Origin of the sequence: Arsukibacterium ikkense (genome assembly GCF_000987775.1) — a bacterium.
Classification (GTDB): domain Bacteria; phylum Pseudomonadota; class Gammaproteobacteria; order Enterobacterales; family Alteromonadaceae; genus Alishewanella; species Alishewanella ikkense.
Map to the genome: position 1 here is coordinate 34873 of NZ_LAHO01000003.1, position 17185 is coordinate 52057.

Annotated in this window: 14 protein-coding genes; 11 read left to right on the top strand and 3 right to left on the bottom strand. The window is 46.7% G+C overall.

Features of this window, described 5'->3' with window-relative positions; genetic code table 11:
* Window positions 1-72 precede the first annotated feature (72 nt).
* From WG68_RS03850 to WG68_RS03870, 5 genes are read left to right on the top strand one after another with little or no spacing between them, the layout of a single operon-like run.
* Window positions 73-477, top strand: coding sequence for a curlin subunit CsgB (locus WG68_RS03850; RefSeq protein ID WP_083981788.1), 405 nt, complete (start codon window positions 73-75; stop codon window positions 475-477).
* A 22-nt stretch (window positions 478-499) separates the two neighbouring features.
* A complete protein-coding gene (locus WG68_RS03855) occupies window positions 500-1987 on the top strand; it encodes a hypothetical protein (protein ID WP_046556355.1) in 1488 nt (495 codons plus the stop codon).
* A gap of 32 nt (window positions 1988-2019) precedes the next feature.
* Window positions 2020-2397, top strand: coding sequence for a curli production assembly/transport protein CsgE (locus WG68_RS03860; protein WP_046556356.1), 378 nt, complete (start codon window positions 2020-2022; stop codon window positions 2395-2397).
* A 12-nt stretch (window positions 2398-2409) separates the two neighbouring features.
* Window positions 2410-2799: a curli assembly protein CsgF gene (locus WG68_RS03865; protein WP_046556357.1), complete on the top strand. Its 390-nt coding sequence runs from the start codon at window positions 2410-2412 to the stop codon at window positions 2797-2799.
* A gap of 2 nt (window positions 2800-2801) precedes the next feature.
* Window positions 2802-3581 (top strand): CsgG/HfaB family protein, encoded by a 780-nt coding sequence (locus WG68_RS03870; protein WP_046556358.1) that lies wholly within the window; start codon window positions 2802-2804, stop codon window positions 3579-3581.
* On the opposite strand, the gene WG68_RS03875 is transcribed toward WG68_RS03870, so the two are convergent.
* Entirely contained in the window at window positions 3554-4231 is a 678-nt protein-coding gene (locus WG68_RS03875; protein WP_046556359.1) for a response regulator transcription factor, read from the bottom strand. The genes WG68_RS03870 and WG68_RS03875 overlap by 28 nt on opposite strands.
* Before the next feature lie 159 nt (window positions 4232-4390).
* On the opposite strand from WG68_RS03875, the gene WG68_RS03880 reads away from it, so the two are divergent.
* Together WG68_RS03880 and WG68_RS03885 are read left to right on the top strand one after the other, a co-directional pair.
* Window positions 4391-4858 carry a low molecular weight protein-tyrosine-phosphatase gene (locus WG68_RS03880; protein ID WP_046556360.1) on the top strand — a complete coding sequence of 156 codons (468 nt, stop codon included), beginning with the start codon at window positions 4391-4393 and terminating at the stop codon, window positions 4856-4858.
* A gap of 139 nt (window positions 4859-4997) precedes the next feature.
* Entirely contained in the window at window positions 4998-6347 is a 1350-nt protein-coding gene (locus tag WG68_RS03885; RefSeq protein WP_046556361.1) for a class II 3-deoxy-7-phosphoheptulonate synthase, read from the top strand.
* 40 nt (window positions 6348-6387) lie between these two features.
* On the opposite strand, the gene ppsR is transcribed toward WG68_RS03885, so the two are convergent.
* Window positions 6388-7197, bottom strand: a complete 810-nt coding sequence (gene ppsR / locus WG68_RS03890; RefSeq protein ID WP_046556362.1) for a posphoenolpyruvate synthetase regulatory kinase/phosphorylase PpsR — start codon at window positions 7195-7197, stop codon at window positions 6388-6390.
* 137 nt (window positions 7198-7334) lie between these two features.
* Between ppsR and ppsA the strand changes: the two genes are divergently transcribed.
* Both ppsA and WG68_RS03900 read left to right on the top strand, forming a co-directional pair.
* Window positions 7335-9713, top strand: a complete 2379-nt coding sequence (gene ppsA, locus WG68_RS03895; RefSeq protein ID WP_046556363.1) for a phosphoenolpyruvate synthase — start codon at window positions 7335-7337, stop codon at window positions 9711-9713.
* Between the two features lie 134 nt (window positions 9714-9847).
* A complete protein-coding gene (locus WG68_RS03900) occupies window positions 9848-11359 on the top strand; it encodes an alanine/glycine:cation symporter family protein (RefSeq protein WP_046556364.1) in 1512 nt (503 codons plus the stop codon).
* 78 nt (window positions 11360-11437) lie between these two features.
* Here the strand turns inward: WG68_RS03900 and WG68_RS03905 are convergent, their stop codons facing one another.
* Window positions 11438-13285: an ABC transporter ATP-binding protein gene (locus tag WG68_RS03905; RefSeq protein WP_046556365.1), complete on the bottom strand. Its 1848-nt coding sequence runs from the start codon at window positions 13283-13285 to the stop codon at window positions 11438-11440.
* A 266-nt stretch (window positions 13286-13551) separates the two neighbouring features.
* Between WG68_RS03905 and ribA the strand changes: the two genes are divergently transcribed.
* A complete protein-coding gene (gene ribA / locus WG68_RS03910) occupies window positions 13552-14133 on the top strand; it encodes a GTP cyclohydrolase II (protein WP_046556366.1) in 582 nt (193 codons plus the stop codon).
* Window positions 14134-14143: 10 nt separating this feature from the next.
* A complete protein-coding gene (gene ydiJ / locus WG68_RS03915; protein ID WP_046556367.1) occupies window positions 14144-17182 on the top strand; it encodes a D-2-hydroxyglutarate dehydrogenase YdiJ in 3039 nt (1012 codons plus the stop codon).
* The last annotated feature ends 3 nt before the right edge of the window (window positions 17183-17185 follow it).

Consider the following 17185-nt stretch of genomic DNA (forward strand, 5'->3'; position numbering starts at 1 on the left):
AACATTTGTCCTATTGTGGCTTTTGAATATGTCTTTAGTCTGAGACTTGTAATAAGAAATGAAGGAATATTTGTGCGCAATGTAAATGTAAAGATAGCCAGTATGATGCTTATGCTGGTATCTGGTGGTCAAGCGTTTGCGGATGTATCGGTGCAATTATCCTCGTTATTAGAACGTCATGCTCTGGCCAACGGGGTTGATATTACGCAACTGGGAGATTTAAACGTTGCTAACGTAACGCAAAATGGTGAAGCAAACTATGCGGTGCTAATTCAGCAAGGCGTATTAAATCACATTTTCCTGCAACAATATGGCAGTGGCAACCAGGCCAGTATTCGTCAGTTTGGCAACAATAATAGTGCTGATATTTTACAGCAAGGAGAGAGCAACCTAATTCAGTTGGAGCAATGGGGAAATCGTAGTTTCTCCATTGAACAAATTGGTAACGGTGCGGAAATCTCAATAATTCAATACTAATAAGAGAATCAGGGAGAAATACATGAAGCTTATTAAACCACGTAAACATATTTTAGGAATGGCTATAGCGCTTTGTTTTGCTGGCAATGTTATGGCTGAGAATGAAGCGATTATCATTCAGAGCTCTGCTATTGGTGCCATGGAAGGTAATACCGCAGAAGTGACACAAACTAACACAGGTGGTACCGCAAACCTTGCCCTGGTAAACCAGGATGGTCAACTCAATTACAGTAGTATCACCCAGAATGGCTTATGGCTGGAAGGATACAGCTTTAACACCGGTAACGATAACTCAGTGCGTCTGGAACAATTCGCTGACTGGCATATTGCCTATAGCGACATTGTTGGTGATGAAAATATTGTAAGTATTACCCAGGACGGCTTTTACAATGTGGCCGAAGTGACTATTAATGGTAATGTCAATGATGCTGTTGTGTTCCAGTCCGGTGACGTGAATGAAGCGTTTATTACTCTGAACGGTGATATGAACATTGCCGAAATTGAGCAAACAGGTAATGGCAACTGGGCCAATGCGGGTTTTACCGGCAACGACAACTACCTGTTCAGTATCCAGCAAGGCAATGACAACCAGGCGGGCATGTTTAACTTGTTTGGCAACAACAATGAATTTAATTCGGAACAATATGGTGACTCAAACGTTGGTGGCGTAATAGGCTTGTCTGGTAACAACAACGCTATTTATGTTCAGCAAGACGGTGTATTAAATGCCTTTATTGCGACTGATGTTAATGGTGATTTTAACCTGATAGATGTGAAACAAGACGGCTTTGACAATGTATTTTTGGTGCAACCTGTTACAGGAGACAACAACTGGATCCTGATAGATCAAACAGGCACCAGCAATCTGGTGGAAGCGCCTCTTGGCCTGGTAGGTGACAATAATCTGATAGATGTTCGACAGGACGGTACAGAAAACTATGCATTGGTTGCCACAGACGGTGACAATCATGATTTAACCATTTATCAGGATGGTGATATGAACACCGCTGAGATGGTATTGGGGCTGGACGGCAACAGTGCCGATATCTATAGTCGTGGCGACGCTAATTATGCAGGTGTAGCTCTGTTTGGTTTTGACAACAGCGCCGACATTATGCAACGTGGTGATGATAACTTTGCCCTGATTGACATTATTGGTATAGATAACGATATCAGTGTTGGACAAAACGGTAATATGAATGAAGTGCTGATTACCAGTGATGTTGTGGTGGTGGCAAATGACATTAGCGTGCAACAGAATGGCGATCTGAACTTAGTGGATATGCTGATTGCAGGCAGCGGCAATGTTGCTGATATTTTGCAGCAGGGTAATGGTAACTGGGTAGCGGGTAACAGTGGCTATTTTGCTCTTGCTGGCGAAAGTGGTACTGTAGCCATTACGCAAATCGGTAGTGACAATATGGTATTAGGTGAACAGTTTGGTAATGGTAATATTATGAATATTACCCAACTAGGCGATTTTAATACCGCGATAGTTACTCAAAACTAACTTAAGGGCGGTCGTAAGGCCGCCATTGATGTATGAAAACATTTCTTCTGTTAATGTTATTACTGCTGCCGTTAAAGGCGGCAGCTAATGATATCGAATTAAGCGGCTTAGTTATTGACCGCACCATCTCACGCTTTGGCAAAGACTTTATGTTTTATTATTCAGGCTACTGGCGCGATATGCCGGCAACTGAAGGCGTGTCTGTGGTAATTTATGAGCAAGTTTACCCGCAGGCGGGTACCTTCTTATGGGTAGAGTTAAACCAACAAAGGGTATATCAAACCTATTTTGGCCGGCGCCACAACAATGTAAAAGATATGGCGGAACAGGCGATTTTGCGCAGCATTAATGAATTGGCTAATATTCAGGCCAGTATGATGCTGGGTGAACAGGAACAAGACCTATTTTAAAAGGGAATAATAATGAAAAAATCTGCAGTACTGCTATTCCTGCTGACAATCGCCTCAGTTAATGCGACGGAACTAGTCTATACCCCGATTAACCCCAGCTTTGGTGGTAACCCGTTAAATGGTAATTTTTTGCTGCAAAAAGCGCAGAGCCAAAATGGCTATACTGCAGAACGGCCTACCTTATCTTTTATTGATAAATTTCAAGAAGCGCTTGAACGAAATATTATTAACTCACTTACGCGGCGTATTGCTGATGGTGATGTGGTAGATGGGGTTTATAACACCGGTGAGTATTTAGTTGAGATAACCACTGGCACTGATGGCAGTGTGGTTGTAAATATTACCAACCTTGATACGGGTGAGGTGACCATTATCACTATTCCTGTGATTGGAGGGCGTTAGTAATGAGAGTTGTTATTATCTCTGCCATATTACTGACTTTAGCGGCTTGTTCAGTGGTTCCAAAGCCTGAGCTAAATATTACTCCAGCCAGCGTTGATAGCGTTAGCAGCACTATGCGAGCCCTGCAGCAACAAGCTAAACCACGTCAGCAAATTCCTGTTTCGGTGTATGCGTTTCGTGATCAAACAGGTCAGTACAAACCTCAGGGCAACGTATCCAGTTTTTCTACAGCCGTCACGCAAGGTGCAACCTCAATTTTGACGCAGATCTTGCTGGACAGTGGCTGGTTTTCGCCGTTAGAGCGTGAAGGTTTACAAAATTTGCTAACCGAGCGAAAGATTCATGGCTCCAACAAAAAACTTAATGAATTGCCGCCCCTTAAAGAAGCCCGGCTGGTATTTGAAGGTGGCATTATAGGGTATGAAACCAATTTGACGACTGGTGGTATTGGTGCAGAGTATTTTGGTCTGGGATTATCTGAGTTGTATCGTGAAGACCAGGTAACGGTATATTTGCGGGCAATAGATGTGCATACCGGCCAGGTGTTGTTATCTGTGTCTACGACTAAAAAAGTATTTTCCCAGGAATTACGGGCAGGCTTGTTTCGCTATGTTGCATTAAACCGACTGGTAGAAATGGAAGGTGGTTACTCAACCAATGAGCCTGTGCAGTATTGCGTAAAACAAGCAATGGAAAGCGCTGTGGTTGAGCTGATTAATGTCGGTCTGGAACGTGGCTTTTGGCGTGTCGACGATCAGGCAAGCCTGGCAACGGCGGGTTGATAGTCGGTTACCAAACTGGATTGTTGCAGCCAACGCAGCAATTCAACCCGGTTTCGTGCCTGAGTCTTTCTGAAAATGGCTGATAAATGCGCCTTGACGGTATGGGCGCTGATATTTAACGTTTCAGCTATTTCCTTATTACGGGCACCCTCAGCTACCAGACCAATAATTCGTTTTTCTTGTTTGGTCAGCTGGGCGCTGGGCATAGCAGAAATATCAGAATTAAGCTTTTTAGGTTTATTTATCAGCATGTCTACTACGTCTGACATGACGGTTCTGGAGTAATACAGCTGACCTGACATTAACGATTTCAGCGCCGTTAACACCCGATCCAGTTGCTCATCACGATAAACCAAGCCTCTGATCCCAGATTGCAACGCTAAGACGGGGTCAATCAATGCGCGCTCAGCCTGAAATATAAATAATGGGCTGCGCTGCATTAACTGAGACAACTCGCTTGAGATGCCTTTTTTTGTCAAATCCTGACTGTTAAACTGACAACCAACCAGAACGCCCGGTTTTACTGGTTGTTGCATAAAATCGCTACGACTGCATTGCTGAACTTTTAAACCAACAGACTGAGCCAACATCGCAGTATTGTGCAATTGCTGGCGTTCTGTAAGAATAATCAACTTGGAAAACCGTTCCATTGTTTTCACCTCAAAACGACTTTAGTCTGAATCTTAGACTAAAACAACATTGGATATATTGTACCGCACTGCTTTCAATTGCAACTATTGTTAGTCGGTAAGTTAAAATTAAGCTGCGACACTGCTACTAAGTATAGAGTTTTAGAACAAGGATGAGGAATGCAGCCTATAAAAATTTTATTGGTTTGTTTGGGAAATATCTGTCGGTCGCCATCGGCACAAGCCGTACTTCAGCATAAAGCGACGTTGCTACAGCTGAAGTTAGACATTGACTCTGCTGGCACCAGTGCCTCGCATAAAGGAGAGCGGCCCGATAGCCGCAGTATCAGGGCCGGATTAAATAGAGGATACCATTTTGATGGCCTGCATTCACGGCCGGTGTTTGAACGGGATTTTATTGATTTTGATTTAATCCTGGCTATGGATAACGATAATCTGGCTGAGTTAGTCCGACGTTGTCCACCAGAATACCGCCATAAAATTCGATTGTTTCTGGAATACCATCCTGACTATCCACAGGTGACTGAGGTCCCTGATCCCTATTACAGTGGCAGTAAGGGCTTTGAATTGGTATTGGATTTAATAGAGCAGGCGAGTGAGCAGCTATTACAGCAACTTAAAAACTAGATAACGTTGGTATTTAGCGCTGCTTATAGCAATATCAGTTAAGGTAGAGTGAAAAACTCTGATTTTGGCATTGAATTTACGTCCAGAAGTCTATAACTTTGCTACAGCTTGAATATTTCATTTATATAGGAAAACCATTGTGACGACCTGGACGCCAGATAGCTGGCGAGCTCTGCCCATTCAACAACAACCGTCTTATCAGGACCAGGCTTTACTGAAGCAGGTTGAGCAACAATTGCATCGCTATCCACCCTTGGTGTTTGCGCAGGAAACCCGTGATCTGCATAGTCAGTTAGGCCAGGTTGCAAATGGTCAGGGTTTTTTATTACAGGGGGGCGACTGTGCTGAAAGTTTTAACGACTTTAATGCACCCAAAATTCGTGACACCTTTAAAGTGTTGCTACAAATGGCCGTGGTATTGACTTATGCCGGTGGTTTACCTGTGGTGAAAGTTGCCCGGATGGCTGGCCAATACGCGAAACCACGTTCCAGCGATCTGGAAACCATCAACGGTGTATCACTGCCCAGTTATCGTGGTGATATTGTTAATAGTTTTGAGTTTACTGAAGCTGCTCGCCAACCTGATCCTAACCGGCTGGTGACCGCTTATCATCATTCAGCGGCAACCCTTAATTTGTTACGGGCTTTTGCCCAGGGCGGTTTAGCTGATTTGCATCAGGTCAGTAAATGGAACATGGGCTTTGTTGAGTCTAATCCGCTTAAAGATCGTTATCAAAATGTCGCGCAGCGTATTCAGGAAGCATTACGATTTATGGAGATTTGTGGCATTACCGCCCAAAATTCGCCATCAATTCGCGAAACGCAACTTTATACGTCACATGAGGCGTTGTTGCTGAATTACGAGGAAGCACTGACCCGTCGCGATTCGCTTACCGGCGACTGGTATGATTGCTCAGCACATATGGTGTGGATTGGTGAGCGCACCCGCCAGTTAGATCATGCTCATCTGGAATTCTTCCGCGGCATCCACAACCCGGTCGGAGTAAAAATAGGGCCTGGTATGCAGCCTGATGATCTTATCAGACTGATTGATGCCCTTAACCCTGATAACACGGCGGGCCGGTTAACGCTGATCACCCGGATGGGCGCTGATAAACTGGCAGATAAATTACCCGCCTTAGTGCGCAGGGTAAAAGCGGAAGGGCGAACAGTGGTATGGAGTTCAGACCCGATGCACGGTAATACGGTTAAAGCCAGTAACGACTATAAAACCCGGGATTTTGAAGCTATCTTACGTGAAATCCGCAACTTTTTTGCGGTACATAAAGCAGAAGGTACGCATGCGGGTGGTATTCATCTGGAAATGACCGGTGAGCATGTCACTGAATGTACCGGCGGGGCTTATGGCTTAAGCGAACATGATTTAGGTAAACGCTACTTCACCCAGTGTGATCCCCGCTTAAATGCAGACCAGGTGTTGGAACTGGCATTTTTAATTGCCGATACCCTGAGTGCCAGTCGTAAATAGTTATTACATCACAAAGTAAAGGCCCGCCAGGGCCTTTACTTTAGTACTTATGCCGTTTTAAGCCCGTTTTGGCGATAATTTTGGCTGAAATTTCTTCAATCGATAAGTGGGTAGAATTTAAAAAGGGTATATGTTGCTGCTGGTACAACCGTTCTACTTCATTAAGTTCAGCACTGCATTGGCGGATTGAGGCATAGCGGCTGTCTGGCCGGCGTTGCTGGCGTATCTGACTCAGCCGTTCAGCGGTAATAGTTAAACCGAACAGCTTATCTTTGTTTCGTAGTAATTCAGGCGGCAGGCGTAATCGGTCCATATCTTCTTCTACAAAAGGGTAATTGGCGGCTTTAATGCCATATTGCAGTGCCAGATACAGGCTGGTGGGTGTTTTACCGGAGCGGCTAACGCCTACCAGAATAATATCAGCCTGATCAAAGTTTTTCATATTAGCGCCATCATCATTGGCTAGCGCATAGTTCACCGCGTCAATCCTGAAATCATAGGTTTTTTCATGCATGCTATGAGTACGATGGGTTTTCGGAACAGGTGCAATGCCCAGCTCACGTTGAATCGGTTCAACAAACGTATTCAGAAAGTCGTAACACACCCCGTTACTACTGTTAATAATGTTACGCAGGCTGTCATCAACAAAGGTTTGAAAAATCAGCGGCCGTACGCCCGTTGTTTTATACCGATCATTGATCCGCTGTTTGACCTGTAACGCCATGTCATCTGTTTCGACGAAAGGAATGGTAATATGCTCAAATTGTGCTGGGAAAAGAGTCAGTAAGGCATGTCCAAACACCTCTGCTGTTATCGCCGTACCATCAGATATATAGAAAGCTGTGCGCACCGTAAACCCCGATTTGTTGTTATTAAATTACATGAAAATTAAGGTTTTAATTAACCTCAGCCAGAGTGTAAAATCGCTGTGCTATGTAATACTTGCTGTAAGCTTACACGCCCTACAACAAAAAATGGAGACGAACTGTGCAAGAATTTGTGATTTGGTATGAAAAGCTGGGAATGCACGATGTGGATCGGGTAGGGGGCAAAAATGCGTCCTTAGGTGAGATGATCAGTAACCTGGCTAGTGCCGGGGTGCAGGTACCAGGCGGTTTTGCCACCACAGCTGATGCCTTTAATCAGTTTCTTGAACAAAGCGGGGTCAACGAGCGCATTTATCAGCTGCTCGACGGTCTCGATGTTGATGATATCACTGCTCTTAGCAAAGCTGGGGCACAAATCCGCCAGTGGGTTATTGATACGCCATTTCAACCAGAATTAGAACAGGCGATCCGCCAGGGTTACCAGCAATTGCATGCGGAACCAACGCACGATGTCTCTTTTGCCGTTCGCTCGTCCGCTACCGCTGAAGATATGCCAGATGCTTCGTTCGCAGGCCAGCAGGAAACCTTCTTAAATGTTCGTGGTTATGATGCCGTCATTATTGCCATAAAACATGTGTTTGCGTCGTTATTTAATGACCGGGCTATCTCTTATCGGGTGCATCAGGGATATGACCACCGCGGTGTTGCGCTATCAGCTGGTGTGCAGAAAATGGTTCGCTCTGATTTAGCGTCGTCTGGTGTCATGTTCAGTATTGATACTGAGTCGGGTTTTGAAGAGGTGGTCTTTATTACCTCTTCTTACGGCCTGGGCGAGATGGTTGTGCAGGGGGCAGTTAACCCTGATGAATTTTACGTCCATAAGCCAACCCTGGCGGCAGGTCGGCCGGCGGTGGTAAAGCGTAATTTAGGCAGTAAAAAAGTTGAAATGGTGTACTCCTCTGAACAAGGCCATGGTAAACAGGTAAAAATAGTAGATATTGCCATTGAGCGCAGTCAGCAGTTCTCTTTAACCGATGCCGAGGTTGAAGAGCTGGCGAAACAAGCGGTGATTATTGCTGAGCACTATGGCCGGGCAATGGATATCGAATGGGCAAAAGACGGTAATGACGGCAAGTTATACATCGTGCAGGCACGGCCCGAAACAGTAAAAAGCCGTGAAGATAGTAACAGCATGGAGCGTTTCCAGTTGCAAGGCAGCGCACCGGTGCTGGTGGAAGGCCGGGCAATTGGTCAGCGGATTGGTGCCGGCACTGTCAAAGTGCTGAAAGGTATCGAGCAGATGGACCAGATTGAGCCAGGTGATGTGCTGGTAACGGATATGACCGATCCGGACTGGGAACCGATAATGAAGCGGGCTTCTGCGATAGTAACGAATCGCGGCGGCCGCACCTGTCATGCTGCCATTATTGCCAGAGAGCTGGGTATTCCGGCAGTGGTCGGCTGTGGCGATGCAACCAGTAAGCTGAAAACCGGCCAGCAGGTTACCGTATCCTGCGCAGAAGGTGACACCGGTTTTATTTATGAAGGCAAACTGGAGTATAAAGTGGTGAGTAGCCGGGTTGACCAGATGCCGGCGCTGAACTTAAAAATCATGATGAATGTCGGTAATCCGGAACGGGCGTTTTCCTTTGCTAAATTGCCGCATGCCGGTATTGGCCTGGCCCGCCTGGAATTTATTATTAACAGGATGATAGGTGTTCATCCTAAAGCCTTACTTAATTTTGATGCGCAGACACCTGAGCTTAAAACCACGATCAACGAAATGATTGCCGGTTATGCCAATCCGGTGGAGTTTTATATCGCCAAACTGACGGAAGGTATTGCTACCTTAGCTTGTGCTTTCGCGCCGCAAAAAGTCATTGTCAGAATGTCTGATTTTAAATCAAACGAATATGCCAATCTGGTTGGCGGCCGTCAGTACGAGCCACATGAAGAAAACCCGATGATCGGCTTTCGTGGTGCCTCGCGTTATATATCCAAGGACTTCCGCGATTGCTTTGCCCTGGAAGTAGAAGCGTTGAAGCGGGTGCGCAACGTAATGGGCTTTACCAATGTTGAGGTAATGATCCCGTTTGTACGAACCCTGGAAGAAGCCGCAGCAGTGATTGAGCTGTTAGCCGAGCATGGTTTAAAACGCGGTGAAAATGGCCTGAGGGTTATTATGATGTGTGAACTGCCATCTAATGCGTTGCTCGCTGAAGAGTTTCTGGAATATTTCGATGGTTTTTCGATAGGTTCGAATGATTTAACCCAGTTAACCCTTGGTCTGGATCGGGACAGTGGTTTAATTGCCCACCTGTTTGATGAGCGTAACCCGGCTATTTATAAATTACTGGAAATGGCCATTAAAACCTGTAAAGCCAAAGGCAAGTACATTGGTATTTGCGGGCAGGGTCCCTCTGATCATGAAGACTTTGCCGGCTGGTTAATGCAGCAAGGTATCGATAGCGTTTCTTTAAACCCGGATACGGTGTTGGAAACCTGGCTATATCTGGCAGAGAAATACGGTAACACTTGATTAAATTTACCGGCCGTGGCCGTTAATTAAGCGCTAAGCCCCATTGTCTGGGGCTTTTTTATAGCTATTCTCAGGCGCTTATGGCAAATTATTGGCAAATAACAGCAATAACATAATGACTATAGGGGATCCACATGGAAGCTTTTGTTAATGCGCTTAATGGCATTATCTGGAGCCCGGCACTGATTTTTTTATGCCTTGGCGCCGGTTTGTTTTATTCAATTTTAACCCGTTTTGCTCAGGTTCGGCATTTTAAAGAAATGTGTAAGCTGCTGTTTAGCAGTAATGAATCAGAAAAAGGCATCTCGTCATTTCAAGCCTTAGCAGTATCACTATCAGGCCGGGTTGGGGTAGGTAATATTGCCGGTGTGGCAGCCGCCATTGGTTTTGGTGGCCCGGGTGCCATTTTCTGGATGTGGGTAGTGGCGTTTTTAGGCGCCAGTACCGCTTATGCAGAGTCGACACTGGGACAAATTTATAAAGTTGAAGAAGATGGTCAGTATCGTGGTGGCCCAGCCTATTATTTTGAGCGTTGTCTGGGCCAGAAATGGCTGGCCATTATGTTTGCTATTTCGGCAATTATTGCCTGTGGTGTGTTTTTACCCGGCGTGCAGGCCAATGCGGTGGGTAACGCTTTCACCCAGGTATTTGGCGACGGCAATATGGTAATTACCAGTTTTGGTGAAGTTGGTACTCATAAACTGGTGGCGCTGGCGATTATTTTAATTGTGCTGGCCTTTATTATCTTTGGTGGTATTAAACGTATCGCGCATTTCACCCAAATTGTGGTGCCGTTTATGGCTCTGGGTTATATCGTGATGGCATTAATTATTGTCTTTTTAAATCTGGATAAAGTGCCAGGGGTGTTCAGCCTGATCTTATCTGATGCCTTTACTGCTCAGGCAGGTTTTGGTGCGGCTATTGGCTGGGGCGTAAAGCGCGGTATTTATTCTAATGAAGCAGGACAGGGCACAGGCCCGCATGCTGCGGCTGCGGCTGAAGTCGACCACCCGGCTCAGCAGGGGTTAGTGCAGGCATTTTCTGTTTATGTTGATACGCTGTTTGTCTGTACCGCTACCGCCTTAATGATTTTAATTACCCAGCAGTATAACGTGGTAGGTGAGCTGACCGATGGCAGCTTTATCGTCCAGAACGTCGATGCCGCAACTGAAATTGGCTCGGCGGCCTTTACTCAGATGGCGTTGTTAAGTGTGTTTGGTGATTTTGGTCAGTGGTTTGTAGGCCTGGCACTGTTTTTCTTTGCCTTCACCACGATCCTGGCTTACTACTATATTGCAGAAACCAATGTTGCTTATTTAAACCGTTATTTTAAAGGTAATATTCCACTGGTACTGGTGAAAATTGTCATTATGGCAATGGTCGCTTACGGTATGGTCAATGCTGCCGGTTATGTCTGGGACATCGGTGATATTGGCGTGGGCTTAATGGCCTGGATTAATATCGTCGGTATTCTGGCGATTTTCTTTGTCGCCAAACCTGCCATGCTGTGTTTACGTGATTATGAACAGCAAAAGAAAGCGGGTGGCCCGATTAGTTTTGACCCGGTAAAGCTTGGCATTAAGAACGCCACCTTCTGGGAAAAACGGCTGGCAAAGCAACAAGCTGAACAAACTAAACAGCCGTAATAAAGCGGTCAGATAAAAAACCCGGTGCTTGCGCCGGGTTTTTTATTGGGCGAATGCTACAACAAGCAGGCTGGAAAGTTACTCCACGCCAATAAAACCACCGGTTTGATGCGCCCACAGCTGAGCATAAATGCCGCCACTGGCGATAAGCTCGCTGTGCGTGCCTTGTTCAACTATAGTGCCCTGGTCCAGCACAATCAGTCGGTCCATTTGCGCAATGGTCGACAAGCGGTGGGCGATAGCGATAACGGTTTTACCGTCCATCAGCTTATTTAAGCTGGCCTGAATGGCGGCTTCTACTTCTGAGTCGAGCGCTGAGGTGGCTTCATCCAGAATAAGAATAGGGGCGTTTTTCAGCAGCACCCGGGCAATCGCAATGCGCTGACGCTGACCTCCAGACAGTTTAACCCCACGTTCGCCCACCTGCGCATCAAAACCGCTGTTACCTTTAGGATCGGTTAAATCAGCAATAAAATCGCTTGCTTCAGCCTGCTCTGCTGCTAACGCCAGTTCTGCTTCAGTGGCATCAGGTTTGCCATAGACAATGTTCTCGCGTACTGAACGATGTAGTAACGATGTATCCTGAGTGACCATCGCAATATGCTGACGCAGGCTTTCCTGAGAAACCGTACTGATATCCTGGCCATCAATCAGAATTTTACCGCTTTCAATATCATAAAATCGCAGTAACAGGTTAACCAGGGTGGATTTGCCGGCGCCAGAGCGGCCGACTAAGCCTACTTTTTCACCCGGTTTTATCAGCAGGTTCAGCTGCTGCAGCACGGCCGCTTTGCCCCCTTCAACCGTAGTTTTACCGTAGTTAAAGCTGACCTGCTGAAACTCGATTTTGCCTTGTGGCACGGTCAATTTAGTGGCATTGGCATTATCTTTTACCTCAATGGGCCGGGACAGCGTAGCGATGCCATCTGCCACCGTGCCGATGTTTTCAAATAAGCTGCTCACCTCCCACATGATCCACTGCGCCATGCCATTTAAACGCAATGCCAGGCTGATAGCGATAGCAATAGCACCAACGGTAATGGCGCTACCTGCCCATAAATACAGCGATAACGCCGCTACGCTGAATACTAAAACATAATTAAGTGTTTGCACCGACACGCTCAGGCCGGTAGCCAGGCGCATTTGCTGATAAACCGGTTGCAGGAATACATCCATACTGTCTTTGGCGTAGCCTTCTTCGCGATTGGTATGCGAAAAAAGCTTAATGGTTGTAATGTTGGTATAGCTGTCGACGATGCGTCCGGTCATTTCCGAGCGGGCGTCGGCCTGGGCGGTAGACACCCGTTTTAGCCGGGGCACAAAATAAAACTGTAAGGCTATATACAGTACCAGCCAGACTAGCATCGGTACTATTAAGCGGACATCAGCATCGGCGACGAAAAACAACATGGCGCTGAAGTACACCAATACATACACCATCACATCCAGCAGCTTCATTACGGTTTCCCGCACTGACAAGGCCGTTTGCATTACCTTGGTGGCGATACGCCCGGCAAAGTCGTTCTGATAAAAGCTGACGCTCTGGCGTAGCAGATAACGGTGAGCCTGCCAGCGAATAGACATCGGATAATTACCGAGCAGGGTCTGATGGACAATAGCCGAGTGAATAAAGGTCATTAATGGTAATAGCACTAAGGTAACTAGTGCCATCCATATCAGCGTGCTCCGCTCATCGCTGAAGAAATTGTCAGGATCGTTGGCCACCAGCCAGTCAACTAATTGCCCCATAAAGCTGAAAAGTGACACTTCCAGAATAGCCAGAATAGCTGATGACAATGACATAAATAGTAACGAGCCTTCCATGCCTTTGGTGTAATGCCGGCAAAACGCCAGTAAGCCGCGTGGTGGCTGGCCGGGTTCTGCTGCCGGAAAAGGTTTGGTCAGTCGCTCAAAAAAACGCAGCATAAGATATCCTGAATGCATGAAGAGAGTTAAAAGGCGCAATATTGTACCTGAGTTTACCCGGTTGGATCAGGCAAATCTGAATATTGCTGCCAACCAGCGCAGCGTTGCATTAATTTAAGGTAGATTTTGTGATAGTATCACAAAATATTGCCGTGCCGGGGGTGAGCCAGGCTGTTATAATGCCCGTATGTTACGTGCTTGATTTTAGCTGGCTCTGGCCCAACTAATAGCCGGCAAAGTTCGCTTTTTTATGCTGAGAAGTATCAATGACTATTAAACTTGTCACCTCAACGGTGTTACCCACACCCTTTGCCGAATTTCGGCTACATGGTTTTGTCGCCGCTAATGGCAAAGAGCATGTTGCCCTGACACTGGGTGATATTACTACCGACGAGCCCGTGCTAGCCAGAGTGCATTCAGAGTGTCTGACCGGCGATGCGCTGTTTAGTCTGCGTTGTGACTGCGGCCCGCAATTAGAAGCGGCCATGCGTAAGATTGCTGATTTGGGGCGGGGTTGTATTTTGTATTTGCGCCAGGAAGGCCGTGGCATTGGCCTTATCAATAAAATTCGCGCCTATGCAGAGCAAGATAAGGGCTTGGATACGGTAGAAGCCAATGAGATTCTCGGTTTTTTACCCGATATGCGCGAATACGATATTGCCGCGAAAATGTTTGAACAGCTGGGTGTGCGGCAAATCCGCTTACTGACCAATAATCCGCGAAAGTTAAAAGCATTGACGGAAGCAGGAGTAAATATTCTGGAGCGGGTGCAGCATAGGGTAAAAACCACGGCTCATAGCCATCGTTATCTGGCAACCAAAGCGGCCAAGATGGGCCATATGGAGTGAAATACGGCTTATGATCCCAAAGCTTAACCCTGAATTGGCACTGGATGCCAGTATCGTTGCTTTTAGTAAAGCCCTGCTTGCCGCTGGCTTTAGCGGTGACATTGAAACCAGCTATGGCAGCCGCTTAGCAGTAGCAACGGACAACAGTGTATATCAGGCATTACCGCAGGCCGTGTTACTGCCTAAAACAACCGATGATTTGGTTATACTGACGTCGCTGGCGCAAACCTCCAGTTTTTCTCATATTAAATTCAGCCCGCGGGGCGGGGGTACCGGCACCAATGGTCAGGCATTAACTGAACACGTTGTGGTCGACTTGTCCCGGCATATGCGCAATATTTTAGAGATTAATGTCGAGCAGCGCTGGGTCAGGGTGCAGGCGGGGGTGATTAAAGATCAGCTTAATGCCTTTTTAAAACCTTATGGTTTTTTCTTCGCACCGGATTTATCTACCTCTAACCGCGCCACCATAGGTGGTATGATTAATACCGATGCATCGGGGCAGGGCTCATTGGTGTATGGTAAAACCAGCGATCATGTGCAGGCATTAAAAACCGTTTTGATCGATGGCAATGTGTTAAAAACGCATAAAATGGCTACTTTTGAAGCAGAACACCGCGCTGAAATGCCCAGTAGCATTGGCCGGATTTATCGCCAGGTGCTGGATAGCTGCCGCCAGTTCAGGCCACAAATTCTGCAAACCTTTCCGCGCTTAAACCGGTTTTTAACCGGTTATGATTTAGAGCATGTATTTAATGATGACTTAACCGAGTTTGATTTATCCCGCATTATAACCGGCTCTGAAGGCTCACTGGGTTTTGTTACTGAAGCAAAGTTAAATATTACCCCTATTGCCAAGTATAAATGTCTGCTTAACGTTAAGTATGACAGTTTTGAAAGCGCATTACGCAATGCGCCATTTCTGGTTGCGGCAGAGGCAACGTCGGTAGAAACCGTAGATAGTAAGGTACTGAATTTAGCCCGTAACGATATTATCTGGCATCAGGTTAAAGCATTGATTACTGATGTGCCCGGCATTGAGATGCAAGGCCTGAATATGGTCGAATACAATAGCGAAGACCAGCTGGACATAGAACAAAAAATTGCAACGTTAACGGCCAGATTAGATACTGCTATCGCTGATCAAACCGATGGCATTATTGGTTACCAGTTAACCTATGATACTGGCGCAATCAGTAATATTTACGCTATGCGCAAAAAGGCGGTCGGCCTGCTGGGTAATACTCAGGGTTCGCAAAAACCGATAGCCTTTGCTGAGGATACTGCCGTCCCGCCTGAGAACCTGGCCGACTTTATTATGGAGTTTCGGGCATTGCTTGACAGCTATGGCTTGCAATATGGCATGTTTGGCCATGTTGATGCCGGCGTATTGCATGTTCGTCCCGCGCTTGATTTATGCGACCCTGAGCAGGAAAAACTGCTGCGAACCATTTCTGATCAGGTGGTAGCACTTACCGCTAAATATGGCGGTTTAATGTGGGGCGAGCATGGTAAAGGTTACCGCAGTGAATATGGCCCGGCATTTTTTGGTGATGAGCTGTTTAACGAGCTGCGTAAAATTAAAGCCGCTTTCGACCCCCGCAACAGAGTAAACCCGGGGAAAATTTGTACGCCTTACCATAGTGCTGAACAACTGGTGTCTGTTGACGGCCAGAAGCGAGCCTGGTTTGACAGGCAAATCCCTGTTGCCGTAAAGGCCAGCTTTGACAGCAGCTTAAACTGCAATGGTAATGGCCTGTGTTTCAATTATGAAGAAAGCTCGCCAATGTGTCCGTCCAGTAAAGTGACTAAAGACCGACGCCATAGTCCGAAAGGCCGGGCCGGTTTAATGCGGGAATGGTTACGCTTAACCGAGCTGCAAGGTACAGATGTGCTGGCACAAGAGCAGCAGCTGCTTGAAAATTCTGAAGGTATCAAAGGTTTGTGGCAAAAAATCAGAAACTCGGTAGCGAAACGGCAGGGTGAGCAGGACTTTTCTCATGAAGTGATGGCCGCAATGGAAGGCTGCCTGGCTTGCAAAGCCTGCGCCAGTCAGTGTCCGGTAAAAGTAGATGTGCCCTCGTTCCGATCACGCTTTCTGCAGCTATATCACAGCCGTTATTTACGCCCGGCCAAAGATTATATTGTTGGTAATATTGAAAGGACGGCACCGTTACTGGCCAAGGCGCCGAAGTTGGTTAATTTTGTACTACGGCGAAAACTAACCGCCGCCATGCTTAAAAGTACCGTGGGTTATATTGATACGCCGCTATTATCTGTGCCGACTCTGGCGCAGCAATTAGGCGGCAAGTACCGGTTTGATCTGGCGGCGTTGCAACAACTGGCGCCGGGCGATAAAGCAAAAACCGTGTTGTTAGTGCAGGACCCTTTTACCAGTTTTTATGAAGCTGAACTGGCGGCGGATGCTTTGCGCTTAATTGAGAAACTGGGTTTTAACCCGGTGCTGTTACCCTTTTTACCCAATGGTAAGCCACAACATGTTAAAGGCTTCTTACGAGAGTTTGCCAAAACTGCGGCCAGTGCAGCCCAGTTTTTAAACCAATTACAACGGCTTGAATTACCCATGCTGGGATTGGACGCATCATTAGTACTAGTGTATCGCGATGAATATAATAAAGCGCTGGGCGATGAGCGTGGCAACTTTAAGGTGCAGCTGTTACATGAGTGGTTGGTACAGCAACCCTTGCCAAAAGCTAACGGCGTGGCCGAGTTTGCGCTACTTGCTCATTGCACAGAAAAAACTGCCTTACCGGCTACAGAAGCGGCCTGGCAGCAAATTTTTCAACGGGCCGGGCTTAATTTAACGCCGGTGTCCGTCGGCTGTTGTGGCATGGCCGGTACTTATGGCCATGAAGCGCAGAACTTTGATAACAGCAAAGCCTTGTTTGATATGAGCTGGCGCGCGCCAATCGAGCGCTTTGGGGTAACACAAATTCTGGTTACCGGTTTTTCCTGCCGCAGCCAGGTAAAGCGGCTGGTTGGAGATAAACCACGCCATCCGCTGCAGGCCTTGTTGCCATTATTTTAGCTA

Coding starts and splice junctions, on each gene's coding strand:
- WG68_RS03855 (WP_046556355.1), top strand. CDS start 500: ATGAAGCTTATTAAACCACGTAAACATATTTTAGGAATGGCTATAGCG.
- WG68_RS03860 (WP_046556356.1), top strand. CDS start 2,020: ATGAAAACATTTCTTCTGTTAATGTTATTACTGCTGCCGTTAAAGGCG.
- WG68_RS03865 (WP_046556357.1), top strand. CDS start 2,410: ATGAAAAAATCTGCAGTACTGCTATTCCTGCTGACAATCGCCTCAGTT.
- WG68_RS03870 (WP_046556358.1), top strand. CDS start 2,802: ATGAGAGTTGTTATTATCTCTGCCATATTACTGACTTTAGCGGCTTGT.
- WG68_RS03875 (WP_046556359.1), bottom strand. CDS start 4,231: ATGGAACGGTTTTCCAAGTTGATTATTCTTACAGAACGCCAGCAATTG.
- WG68_RS03880 (WP_046556360.1), top strand. CDS start 4,391: ATGCAGCCTATAAAAATTTTATTGGTTTGTTTGGGAAATATCTGTCGG.
- WG68_RS03900 (WP_046556364.1), top strand. CDS start 9,848: ATGGAAGCTTTTGTTAATGCGCTTAATGGCATTATCTGGAGCCCGGCA.
- WG68_RS03905 (WP_046556365.1), bottom strand. CDS start 13,285: ATGCTGCGTTTTTTTGAGCGACTGACCAAACCTTTTCCGGCAGCAGAA.
- ribA (WP_046556366.1), top strand. CDS start 13,552: ATGACTATTAAACTTGTCACCTCAACGGTGTTACCCACACCCTTTGCC.
- ydiJ (WP_046556367.1), top strand. CDS start 14,144: ATGATCCCAAAGCTTAACCCTGAATTGGCACTGGATGCCAGTATCGTT.